Here is a 17236-nt window from a genome sequence, read left to right as displayed (position 1 = left end):
AATCGGGCAGGCGGGAATGTGGTCGGCCCGGAGGTCGCCATGTTCAAGCTGAAACAGGCAAAGGCTTTGACATGAACTCACTGATCCGCGACCGCAACCATCGCTCCGCCGGATCGTTGTCATGCACCCCGCTCCAGGCCATCGAAAGCTGCGCCGCATCGATGGGAAACGGTGGATCTTCAGCCCGCAACGCACACCCATCAACCAGCGCGCACGCCGCATAATCAGGCACGGTGGCGATCATTTCAGTGCCGGCAAGCAACGCGCGCAACCCGCTGAACTGCGGCACGCCCAATACCACGCGACGGCTGCGGCCGACCTTGGCCAGATCCAGATCGATGTTGCCGCTCAGGTCGCCGGAGAACGACACCATGGCATGCGGTCGTTCGCAGTATTCGTCGAGCGTCAGCGTCCCCGGTCGTTTGTCCCCACGCAGCACTTTGCAGGGAATGTCCCGCAACTTCTTACACTTGGCATTCGCAGGTAAATCCGTAGTGTAGCTTACCCCCACGGAAATTTCTCCCGAGGCCAGCAATGCCGGCATCAGCAGATAGTTGGCGCGACGCACCACAACGACGATCCCCGGCGCCTCTTCCTGCAGTTGCCGCAACAGCGGCGGAAACAAACCGAACTCGGCGTCATCCGACAGGCCAATGCGGAACACATCGCAGCTTGTAGCGGGATCGAATTCCTTGGCTCGACTGACCGCCCCGGAAATCACATCCATCGCCGGTTGCAGTTCCTTGAGGATCGCCAGTGCCCGCCCCGTCGGTTCCATCCCGCGGCCATTGCGCAACAGCAGCGGATCGTCGAACAGATCCCGCAACCGCCCCAGCGCCGCACTCACCGCCGGCTGCCCCATGAACAGTTTTTCAGCCACACGGGTGAGGTTCTTTTCGAACATCAACGCTTCGAAAATCACTAACAGGTTCATGTCGACGCGGCGCAAATCGTTACGGTTCACAGGCACGGTTCCTTTGTGTGTTCAGCCAGGCACTAAGCGGTGGACTTTACTCGATCAGCGGTACGTTGGCCGCACGTTTGTAAGGACCGTACTCCACCGGTATCCATTGGAAATGCTTGCCCTCTGCCGCGATATGGCCGATACCCGGAAACGGCAAATGCGCCGCTGTTACCCAGATTTTGCTCGCCGCTGCATCGCTGAAAACCTTGGCACGGCTCTTGATCGCTTGCTGACTGTTGACGTCAAAACCGATCGACACTTCAGGGTGCTCGAACTGCACCGCGAGGTTATGCACCAGGTCGCCCATGAACAGAATGCTCTGACCCTGCGAGCTGAAGCGGTACGTGGTGCTGCCCGGCGTATGACCGGCCTCGAGAACCGCCTCCATACCCGGCACGGGCGACTGACCGGCATCGAACGTCTTGAAGCGACCTGCCGCGACGTAGGGCGCGGTCGAGTCCTGGGCGATTTTGAAATACGGCTTGGCACCCTCGGGCGCCTTGGCTAGGGCCTGGGGATCAAGCCAGTAGTCAGCTTCTGCCTTCGCAACAAAGACCGTGGCGTTGGCGAAAACCGGTTTCTGTTGGCCGTCGACCAGTCCGCAGACATGGTCCAAATGCAGGTGGGTCAACAAAATCGTATCGACCTGCGCAGGCTCATAACCGGCGGCTTTCATATTGTCTGACAGCATCCCGGCTGTAGCACCAATGCACTGGCCGGCGCCGGTATCGACGAGGATCAACTGCTTGCCAGTGTTGATCAGAAAGGCGTTGAACGCGGTTTGTACGCCCGGCGTTTCAATCGAACGGCGAGCCAGCAGCGCGCGGATCTGACTTTGGGTCAGGCCCTTGAGCAGTTTGGGCGACAGATCGTTGTAGCCGTCGAACAACGCCGTCACCTCGTAATCGCCCACCGCCAACCGGTAGTAACCCGGCACTTGTGTGCCGACTTGCGCCGGTGCCTGAGCCGAGGAAATGCCGGACGCCAGCGCTACCGCGAGCCCCAACGCGCAAACCAGAGAATGTTTCATTCCACCACCTTGGTCGAGTCAGAAGAGCGGCCACGTACAACGCCGCCAGATGACGTCGATTTTGCACGGCTCGCCCCCGTAGAAATTGCAGCAATGTGCTGAGTTAGCGCCGTTGGTTGCCACCCACACCGACGGAATTAACAACGTTTAACTCGCCTGCCAGAGCCCTGCTGCCAAAAATGAAGCTCACCGACACGGACATTTGTCATGGCCCATTCTCAGCAAAGCGTCGCCCGCGCGACGGCCACTGAAACGCGAAAGAAAAACACCGGCGGCCTGACCCCTTGGCGCGAAAGCCTGGCCAAGCAACTGATCCTCGAGCGCCTTGGTGAAACCGTAGAAGTCACTGAACTGGCACGGGCCTGCGCCCTCTCACGCAGTCATTTCTCCCGCGCGTTCAAGTGCAGCACCGGGCTCTCACCTCAAGACTGGATTCGCAACCAGCGCATCGCCCGCGCCAAGCAATTGATTCAGAGCACCGACCTGACGCTGACGCAAATCAGTCTCGAATGCGGCTTCTGCGATCAGGCGCATTTCTGCCACATCTTCACTCGCAATGAAGGCATCACTCCGTTTGCGTGGCGTTGCCGCGCTGTGCGCGCCCTGCCCCAACGCCCCGTAGACCCGCCAACACATTTCCTGTAGCAGCTGTCGAGCCCCGGCGAGGCTGCGTTCGGTTTGGGCCGCATTCGGACGAAGCAGTCGCAAAATCCGAGAACGCAGCCTCGCCGGGGCTCGACAGCTGCTACAGAGCCTCCATGGCATAGGATCGGGACGCTTAGTCCTTCAAAAACGCCAACAGATCAGCGTTGAGCTGATCCTTGTGGGTATCCGTCAATCCATGGGGAGCGCCCGGGTAGACCTTCAACGTAGATCCTTTCACCAGTTTTGCAGACGCAATGCCCGCCGCTTCGATCGGCACCACCTGGTCAGCATCGCCATGTACCACCAGCGTCGGTATATCGAACTTCTTCAGGTCTTCGGTGAAGTCGGTTTCGGAGAACGCCTTGATGCAGTCATAAGCGTTCTTGTGGCCGGAGGTCATGCCTTGCATCCAGAACCAGTCGATCATGCCCTGAGATGACTTGGCGTCCGGTTTGTTGAAGCCGAAGAACGGACCGCTTGCGAGGTCGATGTAAAGCTGCGAACGGTCGGCCAGGGATGCCTCGCGAATGCCGTCAAACACTTCGATCGGCAGGCCCCCGGGGTTGGCTTCAGTCTTGAGCATCAGCGGCGGCACCGAAGAAATCAGCCCGGCCTTGGCCACGCGCCCGGTGCCGTGACGACCAATGTAACGCGCCACTTCGCCGCCGCCGGTGGAGAAGCCGAACAGCACGACGTTTTGCAGATCCAATAACTCGATCAACTGCGCCAGGTCATCGGCGTAGGTGTCCATGTCGTTGCCGGTCCATGGCTGGCTGGAGCGGCCATGACCGCGGCGATCATGGGCGATCACCCGGTAGCCTTTGGAGGCCAGGAAGATCATTTGCGATTCCCAGCTGTCGGCGTTCAACGGCCAGCCGTGGCTGAAGACAATAGGCTGACCGGTGCCCCAGTCCTTGTAATAAATCTCGGTGCCGTCTCGGGTCGTGAACGTACTCATGCGATGTCTCCTTAGCGAGTGTTGGGGTGTATCAAACCGGTGAGTGACTCATGCGTTCAGCCAGCCGCGCCACTCGCTCGCCCAGATGCGCGGCGGTGCAGCGGTCTTCGGGGGGCGGTGCGCATTCGGGGGACTGTTCGACATTCGACTGCGCCATGGCGCCGAGCGAGCTGCCCAGGCGATTCATTTGCCCATCGAACTCGCCCGTACTCGAACGCGCCGGCAGCAGGTCGAGGCCGACCCAGATCATTGAATGCTGCGCGGCGAACACTGCCATCTGCAGCAAGGTGTTGAGTTTGTCGCCGCACAGGCAGCCGGAATTGGTGAAGCCGGCCGCCAGTTTGTCGCGCCAGGGTTGGGCCAGATAGAACGCCGCCGTGGCTTCCATGAACCCCTTGAAGGGTGCCGACGCGCTGCCCATGTAAGTCGGCGCGCCGAAGATGATCGCGTCGGCGCTGTGCAAATGGTCCCAGTGCCGGTCCACGTCCTCGACCGAAATCAGCTGGCAGGTACTTCTCAAGTGCCTTTCCACACCTTGGGCCACGGCTTCGGCCATGACGCGGGTGTGCCCGTAGCCACTGTGATAGACCACCACCACGTTGCTCATTCCCGCGTCCTCATGACATGTTTAATCCCTACAGGGGAGAGTTTTGGGCGTAGACCAGACTCAGGACGAGTTAAACGTTGTTAATTTTCCCTGGTGCGCCAAAAGCCTCAGCGATATCTTCAAGACCGTCGCGCCCAATAAATACGGAACTCATGAACAGGGGCCGCAAACCAGCGGTTCAGGCGGACATTGAAGAGTCATCCGGCCAGCGCATTGCGCTGCCGTAAAAACCTGACGAATATGCTCGGAAACCGCGTACCAGACGGCGGCAAGCAGGAGTGACACGTTGACCCTTCCCCCCGAACAAGCCATCCATTTCGGCCCCTACCGGATCTATCCCGGACAACGTCTGGTCATGGAGGCCGATCAGCCCCTGCGCCTGGGTCGGCGTGCGATGGACATTCTGTTGATCCTTTTGGAACACGCCGGGAAGGTGGTCAGCAAACAAACGCTGATCGCCGGGATCTGGCCCAAAAGCGTGGTGGAAGACATCAACCTGCGGGTGCACATGGCCGCATTGCGCAAGGCCCTCGGTGACGGCCAGGCCGGCCAGCGTTACATCGTCACCGTGGCCCAGCGCGGGTACAGCTTTGTGGCGCCCTATTCGCTGGAGCACATCGAGCACCCTCCAGGGAGCGAAGCGCCCGCGCCGAGCGGTCACAACCTGCCCGTTCGTCGAACCCGCATGATCGGTCGCCAGTCCCTCGTCGATAGTCTGATGGTCCAGCTGTCACGCCAGCGTTTCATTACCCTGGTCGGCCCCGGCGGGATCGGCAAGACCACCGTGGCCCTGCGTGTTGCCGAACAACTGATCGGGCGCTACCGGGATGGCATTCGTCTGCTGGACCTGGCGCCGATCAACGATCCGTCGATGATCACCGTTCACCTGGCGACATTGCTCGAACTGTCTTTGCACGACGCCGAGCCGATGAGCGGCCTCGCCGCGTTCTTGCGCGACCGGCAGATGCTGCTGGTGATCGACAACTGCGAACACCTGGTCGACGCCATCGCATTGCTGAGCGAGAGCATCCTGCGCGCCGCGCCAGAGGTGCACATTCTGGCCACCAGCCGTGAGAGCCTGCGGGCCGAAGGTGAATGTGTCCAGCGCCTGGAGTCGCTGGACTGCCCTCCCCCCATCGCCGTACCAGACCGCACTCAAGCCCTTACATTTTCCGCCCTGCAGTTGTTCGTCGAACGCGCGATGGCCAGCCACGACAGCTTCGAACTGACCGATGACGAGCTGCCGCTGGCGATTGAAATCTGCCGGCGCCTGGACGGTATTCCACTGGCGATCGAATTGGCGGCCGCGCAAGTCAGCAGCCTCGGATTAAGCGGATTGCTGACCCAACTCCAAGGCAGTTTTCGCCTGCTCACCCAGGGTTGTCAGACCACGTTGGGCCGACACCAAACCCTGCGTGCCACGCTGGACTGGAGCTTCGAGCTGCTGAGTGCCTGCGAACAAACCTGTCTGCGCCGACTGGGTGTGTTCAGAGGCGGATTCACCCTGGAATCGGCGGCGGTGATCGTCGGCGAACACATCGAACCGCAGGCAGTGTTTGGCTCGATTACGCAACTGGTGGCCAAATCGCTGCTGAACGTGGAAGTGGGTGACGAAGAGGTGTTCTACCGATTGCTCGACACCACCCGCAGCTATGCCCTGGAAAAACTCGACCAGGCCGCCGACCTGCCCGATACCCGCAAACGTCACGCCGAACGCTGCCTGGCGTTGATGAATCAAGCCCAGCACGAGTGGGAGCTGATCCCGACAAGCACGTGGATCGAGCGTTATGCCCGCAGTCTGGAAGACATTCGTTCGGCCCTCGACTGGGGCTTGGACGCACAAGGACCGCAGGCATTGGCGATCCGCCTGACGGCCACTTCCGCGCCGCTGTGGCAGGAACTGTCGCTGCTCAAGGAGCACGGCCTGTACGTGCGCAAGGCGCTGTCACTGCTCGATGCAACGTCCGATCCTTGCCCGCAGCTGAAAATAGCCCTGCATCTCGCCCTTGGCAGCGCCTGCTATCACACTCAGGTCGGCACGACGGAAACCGTCGAGGCGTTCGTCAGCGCCAGAACCCTGGCCAAACATTGCAACGATTTGGCCGGTCAGTTGCGGGCGGTGTCCGGGCACATGGCGGTCAACCTCTGTTGCGCCAACTATCAAATGGCCTTGGAACAGAGCCGGCAATTCGATCGGTTGGGGCTGCACGGCGATGCGGTGGTGTCCCTTAGCACGCATCGCTTGCGGGTCCTCGCGTTGCACTTTGCCGGGGACCAGCAGCAGGCGCGGGTGAATGCCGAACAGGTCCTTCAGCGCATGGCCCAGAGCGGCCACCTCAACCGCTTCACCTACGGTTTTGGCGTGCACTACGATCAGAGCGTCGCCGCCCTGACGATTCTGGCGCGCATCCTCTGGTTGCAGGGGCAACCGGAACAAGCCTGGCGCACCGCCCGGCAAGCGCTGGACATTGCGATCCAGATCAACCACGGCACGTCCATCTGCTACACCCTGGCGCTGGCCGGTTGTCTGATCGCTCACTACAACGGCGATACCCATACCGCTCGTGAACTCTTGCGCCTGCTGCTGGAACAAGCACAGAAACACTCAGTGCTGCTGTTCTACACCTGGGCCCGGCACTATGCGCAGGTGATCGACCGCGCCGAGGCGCACTTGCCTCTTCAGCCAGGCGTGGGGCTGATCAAGGACATCATGGTCACCCTGGATTGCGGTTTCGTCGATGACGCCCTGTTGCAACGGGCCGACACCGGTACGGCCGGCTGGAGCACGGCGGAAGTTCTGCGGGCCCGGGCTGATGCACTGCTGGCCGAGAATTGCCCACTGAAAACCGAAGCGGCCGAGGCCGTGCTGATCAGGGCATTAAATGTGGCGAAACACCAGGGCGCCCTGGCTTGGGAACTGCGAAGCGCCACCTCGCTGGCGCAACTTTGGCAGCGTCAGGGCTTGTATCAGCAAGCACATGAGCTGCTGGCACCGATCTACCATCGGTTCACCGAGGGATTTTCTACACCGGACCTGAGCAAAGTCCGTCGATTACTCGACGAGCTCCATGGGCAACTGCACGCCTGAGACCCAGCGCGCCCGGCTGATGTAGTGCGAATAGCGCCGCTCAAACGCCCGCAGATGGCCGCTGTGTTCGAGCTTCTCAAGGGCATACGTGCGCGTGGTGTTGAGTAAGCGATAACGGGCTGTGCCGTTGACCTGATCCATCGAGAGCAACGATTTGGCGACCAATCGCTTCACCAGTTCCGCCAGTTGATCGGGCTTCAGCTCCACGCAACTGCACACGCCAATCGCGGCATCGAGGGTGAAGGACATTTTGAACACCGACAGGCGCTGCAACACGGTTTGTTCCAGCAGGCTCAGCCGCTCATAGCTCCAGTCCAGCGCAGCTTTGAGCGTCTGATGTCGGGGCACCGCCGTGCGCCGACCTTGGGTCAGCAGCTGAAGACAGTTATCCAGCTGAGCTTGCAAACCGACCAACGCCAGCGCGTGGATCTGCGCCGCTGCCAGTTCAATGGCCAGTGGCAACCCATCGAGCCGCCGACAGATTTCACGGACCGCCTGGAGGTCTTGTTCGCGCAAGGCAAACCCTTGTTGACGGGTTCGGGCACGACTGACGAATAGCTGCACCGCCGAATACCCCATGGCTTCGGCGACACTGTGCAACGCCGACACGGGCGGCACCGCCAGAGACGGCAGACGCTGGACCGTTTCTTCTGCCGCCTGCAAAGGCTCGCGGCTGGTCACCAGAATGGACAACCGAGGTGCCGACATCAGCACATCCTCGACCAGGGTTCGGCAGTGTTCCAGCAGGTGATCGCAGTTGTCGAGCACCAGCAACGTGTGCCGGTTTGCCAGCCCGTCCAGCGTCGTGCCGATCTCTCGTTCAAGGGTCTGGGTCAGATGATCGACCACTTGAGTGGGGTCATCGATCGCCGCGAAATCAACCAGCCACACGCCATCTTCATAGTGCTGCAACAGCAGTTCGGCGACACGCAACGCCACCGTGGTCTTACCGACGCCGCCGGGGCCAACCAGGGTCATGAAACGCCGAACCGGCAACTGCCGGACGAGACTGCCGACCATCGAATCTCGGCCGGTCACCGGCGTGAGTCGTGCAGGCAGGTTGTGCTGATGTTTTTGAACGGTCTCGATCAAGACCTGCGTGCCCGCGGGCGCAGGCTGCACCGGGGCGATAAAGCTATAACCGCGTTGGGGAATGTTGACGATGTAGCGCTGGCCATTCTGCCCGTCGCCAAGCGCCCGACGCAGGGCCGCAATGTGCACGCGCAGGTTGATTTCCTCGACCACGGACGTCGGCCAGACGTGAGCAATCAGTTCGTCCTTGCTGACCACGTTGCCGGCGCGCTCGACCAGCACCTGGAGGATATCCAGTGCCCGACCGCCCATGCGCAGCGGTCGATCACCGTCAAGGATCAGCCGTTGCCGCAGGTGGAATGCATAAGGCCCGAATCGCAGCACCGCATCGCTGTTTAAATCTCTGAGGCTGTTCATGCACATTCACGTGCTGAAACCTGGCCCGGCTCACAGTGCAGCAACATCCCTTGCACCCGCCCTCCAGGCTCCCGCACCTCCATTGCAAAGCGTTCAGGGTATCTTGGCAGGCATCAGTGACGGTACAACTGCCACGGTGGGAGCGTCACAGCCATCACGGTGCGCATAACGGACAAGAAGGCTCTAGCTGAACTGTTCGCGGTATTGGGTCGGGGTCAAACCGAGCTTCTCACTGAACAGAAAGCGCATGTGCCGCACGCTGCCGAAACCACTTTTGAACGCCACTGTCTTGAGCGGCAAGTCGCTGGTTTCCAGCAAATTCCTGGCGCAATCAATTCGTGCGCTTTGCAGAAACTCCATGGGTGTCAGGTTCACTTCCCGAGCAAACATCCGGGCGAAGTGCCGCGCACTCATGTTCGCGAGGCTGGCCATGCGTTCAATGCTGAAGGCTTCATCAAGATGCTCAAGCACATGGTTTTGTACTCGGGTCATCGGCGTTTGATGGGGCGCGACAGCGGTCATCAGCGGACTGAACTGCGCCTGGCCACCCTGACGTTTCATCACCACCAGCAGCACTTTGGCCACGTCCTGGGCGACTTTCTTTCCATGGTCTTCGGCCACCACCGACAACGCCAGGTCGATACCCGCGGTGACACCGCCGGAGGTGATGAGATTGCGGTCCTGCACGTAAATCTGATCGGTCTCGACGGTGGCCTTCGGGAAGCCTTTGATCAGTCGTTCGGTGTAATGCCAGTGGGTGGTCACGCGATAACCGTCCAGCAAACCGGCATGCCCCAGCACAAACGCGCCGGTGCAGATCGAGCCGTATCGCTCGGCGCGACCGACCGCGGCTTTGAGCCAACACAACAACGGTGGATGTTTTTCGTTGTAGGCACCCGGACCGCCCGGCACCAGCAACAGGTCAAACGCCCGATCCGCCTGATCGATGTGCAAATCGGCCTGGACGCTGACGCCGTTGGAGGCACGCAGTGCGCCATGTTCGGTGCCGATGGTCGACAGTTCGTAACGATCATCCGCTGCCAGATAGCGATTGGCGATGGAAAACACTTCCATCGGGCCTGCCATGTCCAGCAGCAGAAAGTCCGGAAACAACACCATAGCCACGGTTTTCATGGGTTCAAATCACTGAAGTCATAAGAAGGTCCGTCTGCCAAATACCGGCATCCGAAGAGTGCGGTGCATTATGGCCAAATGTGGCATCAGCGTCGGAGAAGAATACGTGATCGCCAGTCGATTACTGTCAACTTAAAAGGGACAGTATTTCAGTTTCTATCTACTTATTGCATCAGCCAGTAACCATTAACCTTCTCCTCACTCGGACGAATCAACGTCCCCACAGGAGATTTCATCATGCTGACCCTTCGCAAAGCTTCGGATCGCGGCGCGGCCAATCACGGTTGGTTGAAGTCGTTCCATACCTTTTCCTTCGCCAACTATCGCAACCCTAAAGAGCAGGGTTTTTCCGACCTGCTGGTGATCAACGATGACCGGGTTGCCGCCGGTAAAGGCTTCGGCCAGCACCCACACCGCGACATGGAGATTTTCTCTTATGTGCTCGAAGGTGCTTTGGAACACAAAGACACCCTGGGTACCGGCTCGGTGATCCGCCCCGGTGACGTGCAATTGATGAGCGCCGGCAGCGGCGTGGCGCACAGCGAATACAACCACTCGACCACCCGGCCGGTGCACTTCCTGCAAATCTGGATCGTGCCGGAGGTCAGCGGCGCCAAACCGCGTTATCAGCAAGAGCACTTCAGCACGCAGAAGAAACGCGGCCGTCTGCAACTGATCATCTCCCCCGACGGGGAGAAGGGTTCGCTGAAGGTGCGTCAGGATGCACGGGTGTATGCCGCGTTGATCGACGGCAAGGAAAGCGCAACGCTGGAGTTGGCCTCCAATCGCTATGCTTATGTACATGTGGCCCGCGGCAGTGTTGAACTCAACGGCGTGCCTTTGCAGGAAGGTGATGGTGTGCGGGTTCGCGATGAACAGGTACTGGCCCTGAGCAACGGAGTGGATGCCGAAGTGCTGGTGTTTGACCTGCGGCCCCAAGAACTGCCGGAAATGCCATAAAGATCAAGAGATCGCAGCCTCGTTTCACTCGACAGCTCCTACAGGGATTTGCGTACACCTGTAGGAGCTTGCGATCTTTAGCTTTAGTCCCGAGTGCCAGAAAACACCGCAACAATCTCATCAATCACTACACGGACTCTGGCGGTATGCCGCAGGTCTAACTGATCAATACCCCTCACCTGCCGCCTGGGCGCCGCTGATGATCGCGATGCCCGAGCTGGTGCCCAGTCGCGTGGCGCCGGCTTCGATCATCGCCAGCGCGGTCGGGTAATCACGCACGCCACCGGAAGCCTTGACCCCGATGACCGCGCCGACGGTGCGGCGCATCAGGGCGACATCTTCCACGGTGGCGCCGCTGCGGCTGAAGCCGGTCGATGTTTTGACGAAAGCGACATTCAGCTCCCGGCAAATCTCGCAGGCCTTCACTTTTTCGGCGTCGGTGAGCAGGCAGTTTTCCAGAATGACTTTCAGCGGCACACTGCCGCAGGCCTGTTTGACCAGGGCGATGTCGTCCCGCACCTGATCGAACAAGCCGTCTTTCAACCCGCCGATGTTCAACACCATGTCGATCTCCCCGGCACCGGCGGCAATCGCCCGCTCGGCTTCGAAGGCTTTGGTGTCGCTCAGGCCGGCACCCAGCGGGAAGCCGACCACTGCGCAGATGTTGACGCTTTGCCCTGCAAGGCATTGAGCCGCATGAGGGACCTGCCCCGAGTTCACGCACACCGAATAGAAGCCGTGTTCTACGGCTTCGCGGCACAACGTTGCGATTTGCTCGCGGGAAGCATCAGGCGCCAGCAAGGTATGATCGATGTACTGCGCCAACGCTTGGGGTTCGAGGTGTGCCATCGCAAAAACTCCTGTTTGTATATTCAAATGCCCCTGCGCCACAATCGAGGGTGATCCGCGCAAAAACGTTACAAAACTCACAAATAATGTTACTTAAATAACACCAACAATCAACCCCGGAATGCCTGTGGACAGTAAAAAAGCCGAGCGTCTCAAGCTGATTCAACAAGCCCTGCAAGACCAGAGCGCCATTCATCTGCGCGAGATGGCGGCGTTGCTGGACGTGTCCGAGATGACCCTGCGCCGCGACCTGAGCAAGTACACCGACCATCTGCGGCTGCTCGGTGGCTACATCACGAAAATTCACGACGGCAGCGAGCCCGGCGATTACCGCGTGGCCGAACAGGACACCCGGCACGTCGAAGAAAAACGCCGTATCGGCAAACTCGCCGCCGGGTTTATCCAACCGGGCGACACGGTGTTCTTCGACTGCGGCACCACCACACCTTTCGTGGTCGACTTCATCCCCGACGAACTCGAATTCACGGCGGTGTGCAACTCCCTGAACGTGCTGCTCAAACTCTCGCAAAAGCCCAACTGCCACATCGTGATGTGCGGCGGCACGTTCCACCGCAAGAACCAGGTGTTCGAGAATCAGAGCGAAACCGGCATCCTCGACAGCGTACGCCTGACCTGGGCTTTCGTTTCCGCTGCTGGCATCAGCCAGGACTTCGGCGTGACCTGCTTCAACTTCAATGAAGTGGAGGTCAAACAGAAGGTCCTGCGTCAGGCGCAACAGCGGCTGCTGCTGGCCGACCACAGCAAATTCGACACGGTGCGCACTGCGCATTTCGCCAATCTTGAAGACTTTCAGTTCGTGGTCAGCGACAAGAAAATCCCCAAGGCCTACCGCGACGCCATTACCGCCAGCGGCGCGCAGTTGATCATCTGATCAGGGCCTGTTGTTCCGCTGCACTGAGGTAACCGGTGGTGACGCTGAAATCAGCCGTCGCCCCCGCTGCCAGTGACCGCACGTGGCCCTTGGCGGACTCGGCGCGATAGCCTTCCGGTTCGCATGTAGCCGGCAGCACGAACGCCGACACTTGCTGATCGGCGTTATGCAGAATCCAGCGTGCTGCATGGTCGAATTGGTCGGGGCGGTAGCGGGTATAGAACGCTGCGCCGTCCGGATGGCTCAGCAGAAAGTGCGCGTGGCCACTGTCATCCGCCCGCACGCCGTCGAAGAAAAACACGATCTCAGGATCGTAGAGCCGCGGCTGATCCAGGCATGTGAACTGCTCCGGGTCTTTCGCCAGCACCTGCATGTATTCAGTCCAGACCGGCGTCGGTTTCACGTGGGCCGGCACGCTGCTGCGCAAGCGCACCCGCTCGAAACCCAAAGGCTCGATGAAACGAGCGCCTTCGACATAGGCGTAATTCATGTGCGCCATGTACATCAGGTCCATCGGTTTGCCCGCGAGATTGGTCACCTGCATGGCGATGTCGAACAGCCCTGAGTCAGCCCGTAAAGTCACGCTCGGGCTGGCACGATAACGGTCACCAAAACCCTGCACGTATTCGTACTCGCCACCCAATCGCAGGTATTGACCGACGCTGTCTTCACCGACCTCCAGCCAGGCGCGATCCATGGTCGCGCAGGGCATCTCGCCGTGTAGCGGATGATCATCCTCGGGACTCGGGCAACCGTTGCGCAGCAGGCCGCTGTGAAACATGAAACAGCCGTAGGTGCCGATCACCGTCGGGCTGGGTTTGGGCTGGCTGAACAGGTTGCGCATGGTCAGGTCGCAACCGTCGAACACGGCGGACCAGATCATTTGCCCCTGATACGGCAGCACCACGAGACGGCCGCGATGGTTGGCCAATTCCACGGCCAGCACGCCACTGGGATAGACCCAGGCGCTGACCGTGAACGCCTCGGATTCCAGCAAGGTTTTGCGCCCCTCGCCGAACTGCGACGGATGAAGATTGATCCGCGTATTCATGACACGACCACCGCACCCACCGGTGCCCGCTCGCTGTCGGAATGACGCAGGCAACGCATCGCGTACATCACGATCACGATGAAGCACAGCAGCGGCACGCTATAGGCCAGTTGCATGTTGCCGCCGCTGTAGTCAGACAGCAGCCCCTGGAAGATCGGAATCACCCCGCCACCGACGATGCTCATTACCAGCAGCGAACCGCCGACACCGGTGTCTTCACCCAAGCCGTCAATCGTCAGGCCGTAGATAGTCGGCCAGCACGGACCGAGGAACACGCTCACGCCAACGGCTGCGTATACCGCCGTGATGTTCGGCACCAGAATGGTGTACGCCAGCAACGCGATGCACAGCACGCCGTACACCGCCAATACCTTGGCCGGGTGCAGTTTGCGCATCAGCACGTTGGCGATCAGCTTGCCGACAAAGTACGCGGCAAACGTCGTCAACAGAAACCACGAGGCACTGCGCTCGTTCATGCCGCCCAACTGCATCGCCAAGCGGATGGTGAAACTCCACACCCCGACCTGGGCTCCGACGTACAGAAACTGCGCCAACACACCAAAGGTAAACCGCTTGTTGCGCCACAGCCGCGACAGGCTCTGGCCGAGGCTGGCAGTTTTCTTGCTGCTCGGTTGATTTCCTTTGCACGCGGGAAACCGGGTGATGGCGATCAAGATGAACATCAGCACCAGCACCGCGATCATCCATTTGTACGGCAGCAACGTGGACTGGATCATTTGTAGTTGCTGGATCGCCGCGTCCGAGGCGCTCATTTGCGTGAGTTGCTCGCGGGTGGCGTCGGTATCCTTGAACATCACAAAGCTGCCGACATAGACCCCGGCCATCGCACCAAACGGGTGGAAAGTCTGGGAAATATTCAGGCGACGGGTACCGGTTTCACGCGGGCCCATCAGCGTCGAATAGGTGTTGCACGCGGTCTCGAGAAACGACAGGCCCGCCGCGATCACGAACAGCGCCAGCAGGAACATGCCGTACTTGGCGGTCGATGCCGCCGGGAAGAACAACAGGCAACCGAACATGTACAGCATCAGGCCGATCAGGATGGTGGTCTTGTAACTGAAACGGCGGACCACCAGCGCAGCCGGAATCGCCACGAAGAAATAGCCCAGATAAAACGCCGACTGCACGAACGCGGTCTGGAAATCGCTGAGCAAAAAGGCCTTCTTGAAATGCGCGATGAGCACGTCGTTCATGCTCGCGGCCGCCGCCCACAGCGCAAAGATGCTGCACAGCAAAATGAAGGCGAACCAGGGCGTACGGTTCAGGTAGAAACCATCGGGCGTCTGTTGGAGCGGAGGCTTTGTCATTGTTGTTCTCCGTGGTGAGCTTCGGGATGGTGGAGCGGTTGAATCACCTCAACGTCAGGCGTCGAGGCTGCGCTGGAATTCAGCGAATGTGTGGGCGTCCGGGTAGGACGTCTGGGTGCCAAGGCCCGTGACCGAGCAGGCGGAATACGCCACGGCCTGAGTCATGGCGGCGCGGATATCACGGTCGCGGCTCCAGTGATGAATGAAGCAACCGATAAAAGCGTCTCCTGCCCCGGTGGTGTCGCGTGCGGCGACAGACAGGCCGGGAATCTGAAACTCGCCCTCCTCGCCGACATACAGCGCGCCTTGCTGGCCGAGGGTCACGATGACGTGGCGGATGCCGCTGGCGACCAATGTCTGGGCGGCGCTATGGGCCGACTCCGGCGAGTCCACGGTCTGGCCCGTAATCAACGCCAGCTCGGACTCGTTGGGCACCAGGAAATCCAGTTGCGCCAGGTGTTCACGGCTCAGGCCCGCCAACGCTGGTGCCGGGTTGAGCAGCACCGGAATGTTGTGTGCGCGGCCGAACTCGATGGCGTAGTAAACGGTGTCGACGTTGATTTCCAGCTGCAGAACGATCAGCGAACATTCACGCAACGCCTGCGCGGCCGCGTCGATATCTGCCGGGGCGAGATGCGCGTTGGCGCCTTTGACGATGAGGATGCTGTTGTGCGAGTCAGCCTGAACGAAGATCGGCGCCACCCCGCTGGACACGCCGGGGACACGCTGCACGTAATGGGTGTCGATGCCAAAGCGCTGGAAGTTGGCCAGCGTGTTGTCAGCAAACAGGTCATCGCCGACCTTGGTGAGCATCAACACATCCGCCCCAAGCTTGGCGGCGGCAACCGCCTGATTGGCGCCCTTGCCGCCACAACCGAGGGCAAATCCCGGCGCTTCGAGCGTCTCGCCCTGGGCCGGCATGCGATCGATGTAGGTGATCAGATCCACCATGTTGCTGCCGATGACTGCGATCTTGCTCATTGCTATCTCACCTTGAGGCGTTTTTGTGTTGTTATTTAAATAACATTTTGTGTGATTATTCAATCTTTTTTATTGGGTGGCGTATGAAGCAAAGACGAATGGCTTTGCGGATGGCTATAAAGCTTTATGGGCAGTAATGGCCTCATCGCGAGCAAGCTCGCTCCCACATTGGAATGCGTTCCCCTGTGGGAGCGAGCCGGCTCCGGGCGGCGTTCCGACGATGAGGCCCTGAGCATCACCGACTGATCCGGGCTATTCATACGACTGTCGAATTTATCCCCACCTTTCCCCACGCTTCTGTTAAAACCCGAGCTTTCCTTTTCATCCTCCGGACCCCTGCATGATTTCGAATGTGATGAGCCGCTTGAGCCGACGCTGGCTGCCGCTGCTGTGCATGGCCGTACTAATCGTCGGCTTGCCGGTGAGCTGCGGCGTGCTCAAGTACACAGAGCGAGAGCTGCTGTTTCGTATCGAGCCGGGCAACGCTGGCTGGTATCGCGGCCTGCCGCAAGACGTTCAGGAGTTCGACATCAAGCCCGCCAGCTTCAAGGCCGGGCAAAGCCTGCATGCCTGGTGGTGGCCGGCCGCGCGTCGTGATGCGCCGTCGATCCTCTATCTGCATGGCGTGCGCTGGAACCTGACGGGCCAGGCGTTCCGCATCGAGCAATTGCGCGCCATGGGCTATTCGGTGCTGGCCATCGACTACCGCGGGTTTGGCCAGAGCAAGGGTGATCTGCCATCGGAAGCCAGTGTTTACGAGGACGCGCGAGCCGCCTGGGAGCGCTTCACCCAGATGCAACCGGACGCCAACAAGCGCTTGATCTACGGCCACTCACTCGGTGGCGCGGTGGCTATCGACCTGGCAGCAGACCTGGCCGCGCAGGCGAAAAAGAACCATGGCGTGGTGCCGGTGCGCGGTCTGGTGATCGAGTCCACCTTCACCTCGCTGGGCGATGCCGTGGCGCAAGTGGCCGACAGCAACCTGCCAGTGAAATGGTTGCCGGTGCGCTGGCTGCTGTCGCAGAAATTCGATTCCATCGACAAGATCGTCGACATCAACATGCCGTTGCTGGTGGTTCATGGCTTGGCCGACCCGTTCATGCCATCGCGGTTCAGCCAGCAGTTGTTCAATGCCGCCAGCGAGCCCAAGCGTCTGCTGTTGGTACCCGGCGGTACGCACAACAACAGCATGAGCCTGGGGGGTAGCCAGTATCGCCAGGCACTCGACGGCTTGATGAAAACAAAACCAGCGCAGATGGCCGGGCCGGCAGTGACGCGGGTTTCTCGGGAGTCTTGAGAT

Annotated in this window: 15 protein-coding genes; 5 read left to right on the top strand and 10 right to left on the bottom strand. The window is 60.2% G+C overall.

The features are described from left to right. Positions 1-43: 43 nt before the first annotated feature. Positions 44-964, bottom strand: a complete 921-nt coding sequence (locus tag AC3IUE_RS12515; RefSeq protein ID WP_046049925.1) for a LysR family transcriptional regulator — start codon at positions 962-964, stop codon at positions 44-46. Between the two features lie 46 nt (positions 965-1010). Then, complete coding sequence (locus tag AC3IUE_RS12510; protein WP_489267744.1) at positions 1011-1994, bottom strand: MBL fold metallo-hydrolase; 984 nt, start codon at positions 1992-1994, stop codon at positions 1011-1013. A gap of 207 nt (positions 1995-2201) precedes the next feature. Here AC3IUE_RS12510 and AC3IUE_RS12505 point away from each other — a divergent pair, with 207 nt between their 5' ends. Next, on the top strand, positions 2202-2639 hold the full coding sequence (locus AC3IUE_RS12505) for a helix-turn-helix domain-containing protein (RefSeq protein ID WP_056746533.1): 438 nt from the start codon (positions 2202-2204) through the stop codon (positions 2637-2639). 133 nt (positions 2640-2772) lie between these two features. Here the strand turns inward: AC3IUE_RS12505 and AC3IUE_RS12500 are convergent, their stop codons facing one another. Together AC3IUE_RS12500 and AC3IUE_RS12495 are read right to left on the bottom strand one after the other, a co-directional pair. Further along, positions 2773-3597 (bottom strand): alpha/beta fold hydrolase, encoded by an 825-nt coding sequence (locus AC3IUE_RS12500; RefSeq protein WP_489267742.1) that lies wholly within the window; start codon positions 3595-3597, stop codon positions 2773-2775. Positions 3598-3628: 31 nt separating this feature from the next. After that, positions 3629-4204 (bottom strand): flavodoxin family protein, encoded by a 576-nt coding sequence (locus AC3IUE_RS12495; protein ID WP_489267740.1) that lies wholly within the window; start codon positions 4202-4204, stop codon positions 3629-3631. Between the two features lie 286 nt (positions 4205-4490). On the opposite strand from AC3IUE_RS12495, the gene AC3IUE_RS12490 reads away from it, so the two are divergent. Beyond that, positions 4491-7292: an ATP-binding protein gene (locus tag AC3IUE_RS12490; RefSeq protein ID WP_489267738.1), complete on the top strand. Its 2802-nt coding sequence runs from the start codon at positions 4491-4493 to the stop codon at positions 7290-7292. On the opposite strand, the gene AC3IUE_RS12485 is transcribed toward AC3IUE_RS12490, so the two are convergent. Both AC3IUE_RS12485 and AC3IUE_RS12480 read right to left on the bottom strand, forming a co-directional pair. Then, positions 7257-8741, bottom strand: a complete 1485-nt coding sequence (locus tag AC3IUE_RS12485; protein ID WP_489267736.1) for an ATP-binding protein — start codon at positions 8739-8741, stop codon at positions 7257-7259. The two genes, AC3IUE_RS12490 and AC3IUE_RS12485, sit on opposite strands and share 36 nt — an antisense overlap. 183 nt (positions 8742-8924) lie before the next feature. Then, a complete protein-coding gene (locus AC3IUE_RS12480) occupies positions 8925-9875 on the bottom strand; it encodes a GlxA family transcriptional regulator (protein ID WP_489267734.1) in 951 nt (316 codons plus the stop codon). 237 nt (positions 9876-10112) lie between these two features. Here AC3IUE_RS12480 and AC3IUE_RS12475 point away from each other — a divergent pair, with 237 nt between their 5' ends. Next, positions 10113-10835 carry a pirin family protein gene (locus AC3IUE_RS12475; protein WP_056746527.1) on the top strand — a complete coding sequence of 241 codons (723 nt, stop codon included), beginning with the start codon at positions 10113-10115 and terminating at the stop codon, positions 10833-10835. Between the two features lie 165 nt (positions 10836-11000). Here the strand turns inward: AC3IUE_RS12475 and deoC are convergent, their stop codons facing one another. Beyond that, entirely contained in the window at positions 11001-11684 is a 684-nt protein-coding gene (gene deoC / locus AC3IUE_RS12470) for a deoxyribose-phosphate aldolase (protein ID WP_489267732.1), read from the bottom strand. Positions 11685-11805: 121 nt separating this feature from the next. Here deoC and deoR point away from each other — a divergent pair, with 121 nt between their 5' ends. Continuing rightward, the gene (gene deoR / locus AC3IUE_RS12465; RefSeq protein WP_489267730.1) at positions 11806-12576 is read left to right on the top strand and encodes a DNA-binding transcriptional repressor DeoR; all 771 of its coding nucleotides are present in this window, start codon (positions 11806-11808) and stop codon (positions 12574-12576) included. Here the strand turns inward: deoR and AC3IUE_RS12460 are convergent. The 3 genes from AC3IUE_RS12460 to rbsK are packed head-to-tail and all read right to left on the bottom strand — an operon-like array spanning position 12569 to position 15936. Then, on the bottom strand, positions 12569-13627 hold the full coding sequence (locus AC3IUE_RS12460; protein ID WP_489267728.1) for an aldose 1-epimerase family protein: 1059 nt from the start codon (positions 13625-13627) through the stop codon (positions 12569-12571). The genes deoR and AC3IUE_RS12460 overlap by 8 nt on opposite strands. After that, positions 13624-14955 carry an L-fucose:H+ symporter permease gene (fucP, locus tag AC3IUE_RS12455; protein WP_489267726.1) on the bottom strand — a complete coding sequence of 444 codons (1332 nt, stop codon included), beginning with the start codon at positions 14953-14955 and terminating at the stop codon, positions 13624-13626. The genes AC3IUE_RS12460 and fucP overlap by 4 nt, the downstream gene beginning before the upstream one ends. 54 nt (positions 14956-15009) lie before the next feature. Continuing rightward, positions 15010-15936 carry a ribokinase gene (rbsK, locus tag AC3IUE_RS12450; RefSeq protein ID WP_489267724.1) on the bottom strand — a complete coding sequence of 309 codons (927 nt, stop codon included), beginning with the start codon at positions 15934-15936 and terminating at the stop codon, positions 15010-15012. 340 nt (positions 15937-16276) lie between these two features. Between rbsK and AC3IUE_RS12445 the strand changes: the two genes are divergently transcribed. Then, on the top strand, positions 16277-17233 hold the full coding sequence (locus tag AC3IUE_RS12445; protein ID WP_489267722.1) for an alpha/beta hydrolase: 957 nt from the start codon (positions 16277-16279) through the stop codon (positions 17231-17233). Positions 17234-17236: the final 3 nt, after the last annotated feature.

The sequence above is a fragment of the Pseudomonas sp. GL_093 genome, from assembly GCF_057837605.1.
Note: the sequence above shows the minus strand (reverse complement) of the source record. Positions and strands in the feature narration are given on the sequence as shown.

Excerpts from the sequence above, each read along its gene's own strand:
- AC3IUE_RS12510 (WP_489267744.1), bottom strand. The coding sequence starts at position 1,994 with ATGAAACATTCTCTGGTTTGCGCGTTGGGGCTCGCGGTAGCGCTGGCG.
- AC3IUE_RS12505 (WP_056746533.1), top strand. The coding sequence starts at position 2,202 with ATGGCCCATTCTCAGCAAAGCGTCGCCCGCGCGACGGCCACTGAAACG.
- AC3IUE_RS12500 (WP_489267742.1), bottom strand. The coding sequence starts at position 3,597 with ATGAGTACGTTCACGACCCGAGACGGCACCGAGATTTATTACAAGGAC.
- AC3IUE_RS12495 (WP_489267740.1), bottom strand. The coding sequence starts at position 4,204 with ATGAGCAACGTGGTGGTGGTCTATCACAGTGGCTACGGGCACACCCGC.
- AC3IUE_RS12485 (WP_489267736.1), bottom strand. The coding sequence starts at position 8,741 with ATGAACAGCCTCAGAGATTTAAACAGCGATGCGGTGCTGCGATTCGGG.
- AC3IUE_RS12480 (WP_489267734.1), bottom strand. The coding sequence starts at position 9,875 with ATGAAAACCGTGGCTATGGTGTTGTTTCCGGACTTTCTGCTGCTGGAC.
- AC3IUE_RS12475 (WP_056746527.1), top strand. The coding sequence starts at position 10,113 with ATGCTGACCCTTCGCAAAGCTTCGGATCGCGGCGCGGCCAATCACGGT.
- deoC (WP_489267732.1), bottom strand. The coding sequence starts at position 11,684 with ATGGCACACCTCGAACCCCAAGCGTTGGCGCAGTACATCGATCATACC.
- deoR (WP_489267730.1), top strand. The coding sequence starts at position 11,806 with ATGCCTGTGGACAGTAAAAAAGCCGAGCGTCTCAAGCTGATTCAACAA.
- AC3IUE_RS12460 (WP_489267728.1), bottom strand. The coding sequence starts at position 13,627 with ATGAATACGCGGATCAATCTTCATCCGTCGCAGTTCGGCGAGGGGCGC.
- fucP (WP_489267726.1), bottom strand. The coding sequence starts at position 14,955 with ATGACAAAGCCTCCGCTCCAACAGACGCCCGATGGTTTCTACCTGAAC.
- rbsK (WP_489267724.1), bottom strand. The coding sequence starts at position 15,936 with ATGAGCAAGATCGCAGTCATCGGCAGCAACATGGTGGATCTGATCACC.
- AC3IUE_RS12445 (WP_489267722.1), top strand. The coding sequence starts at position 16,277 with ATGATTTCGAATGTGATGAGCCGCTTGAGCCGACGCTGGCTGCCGCTG.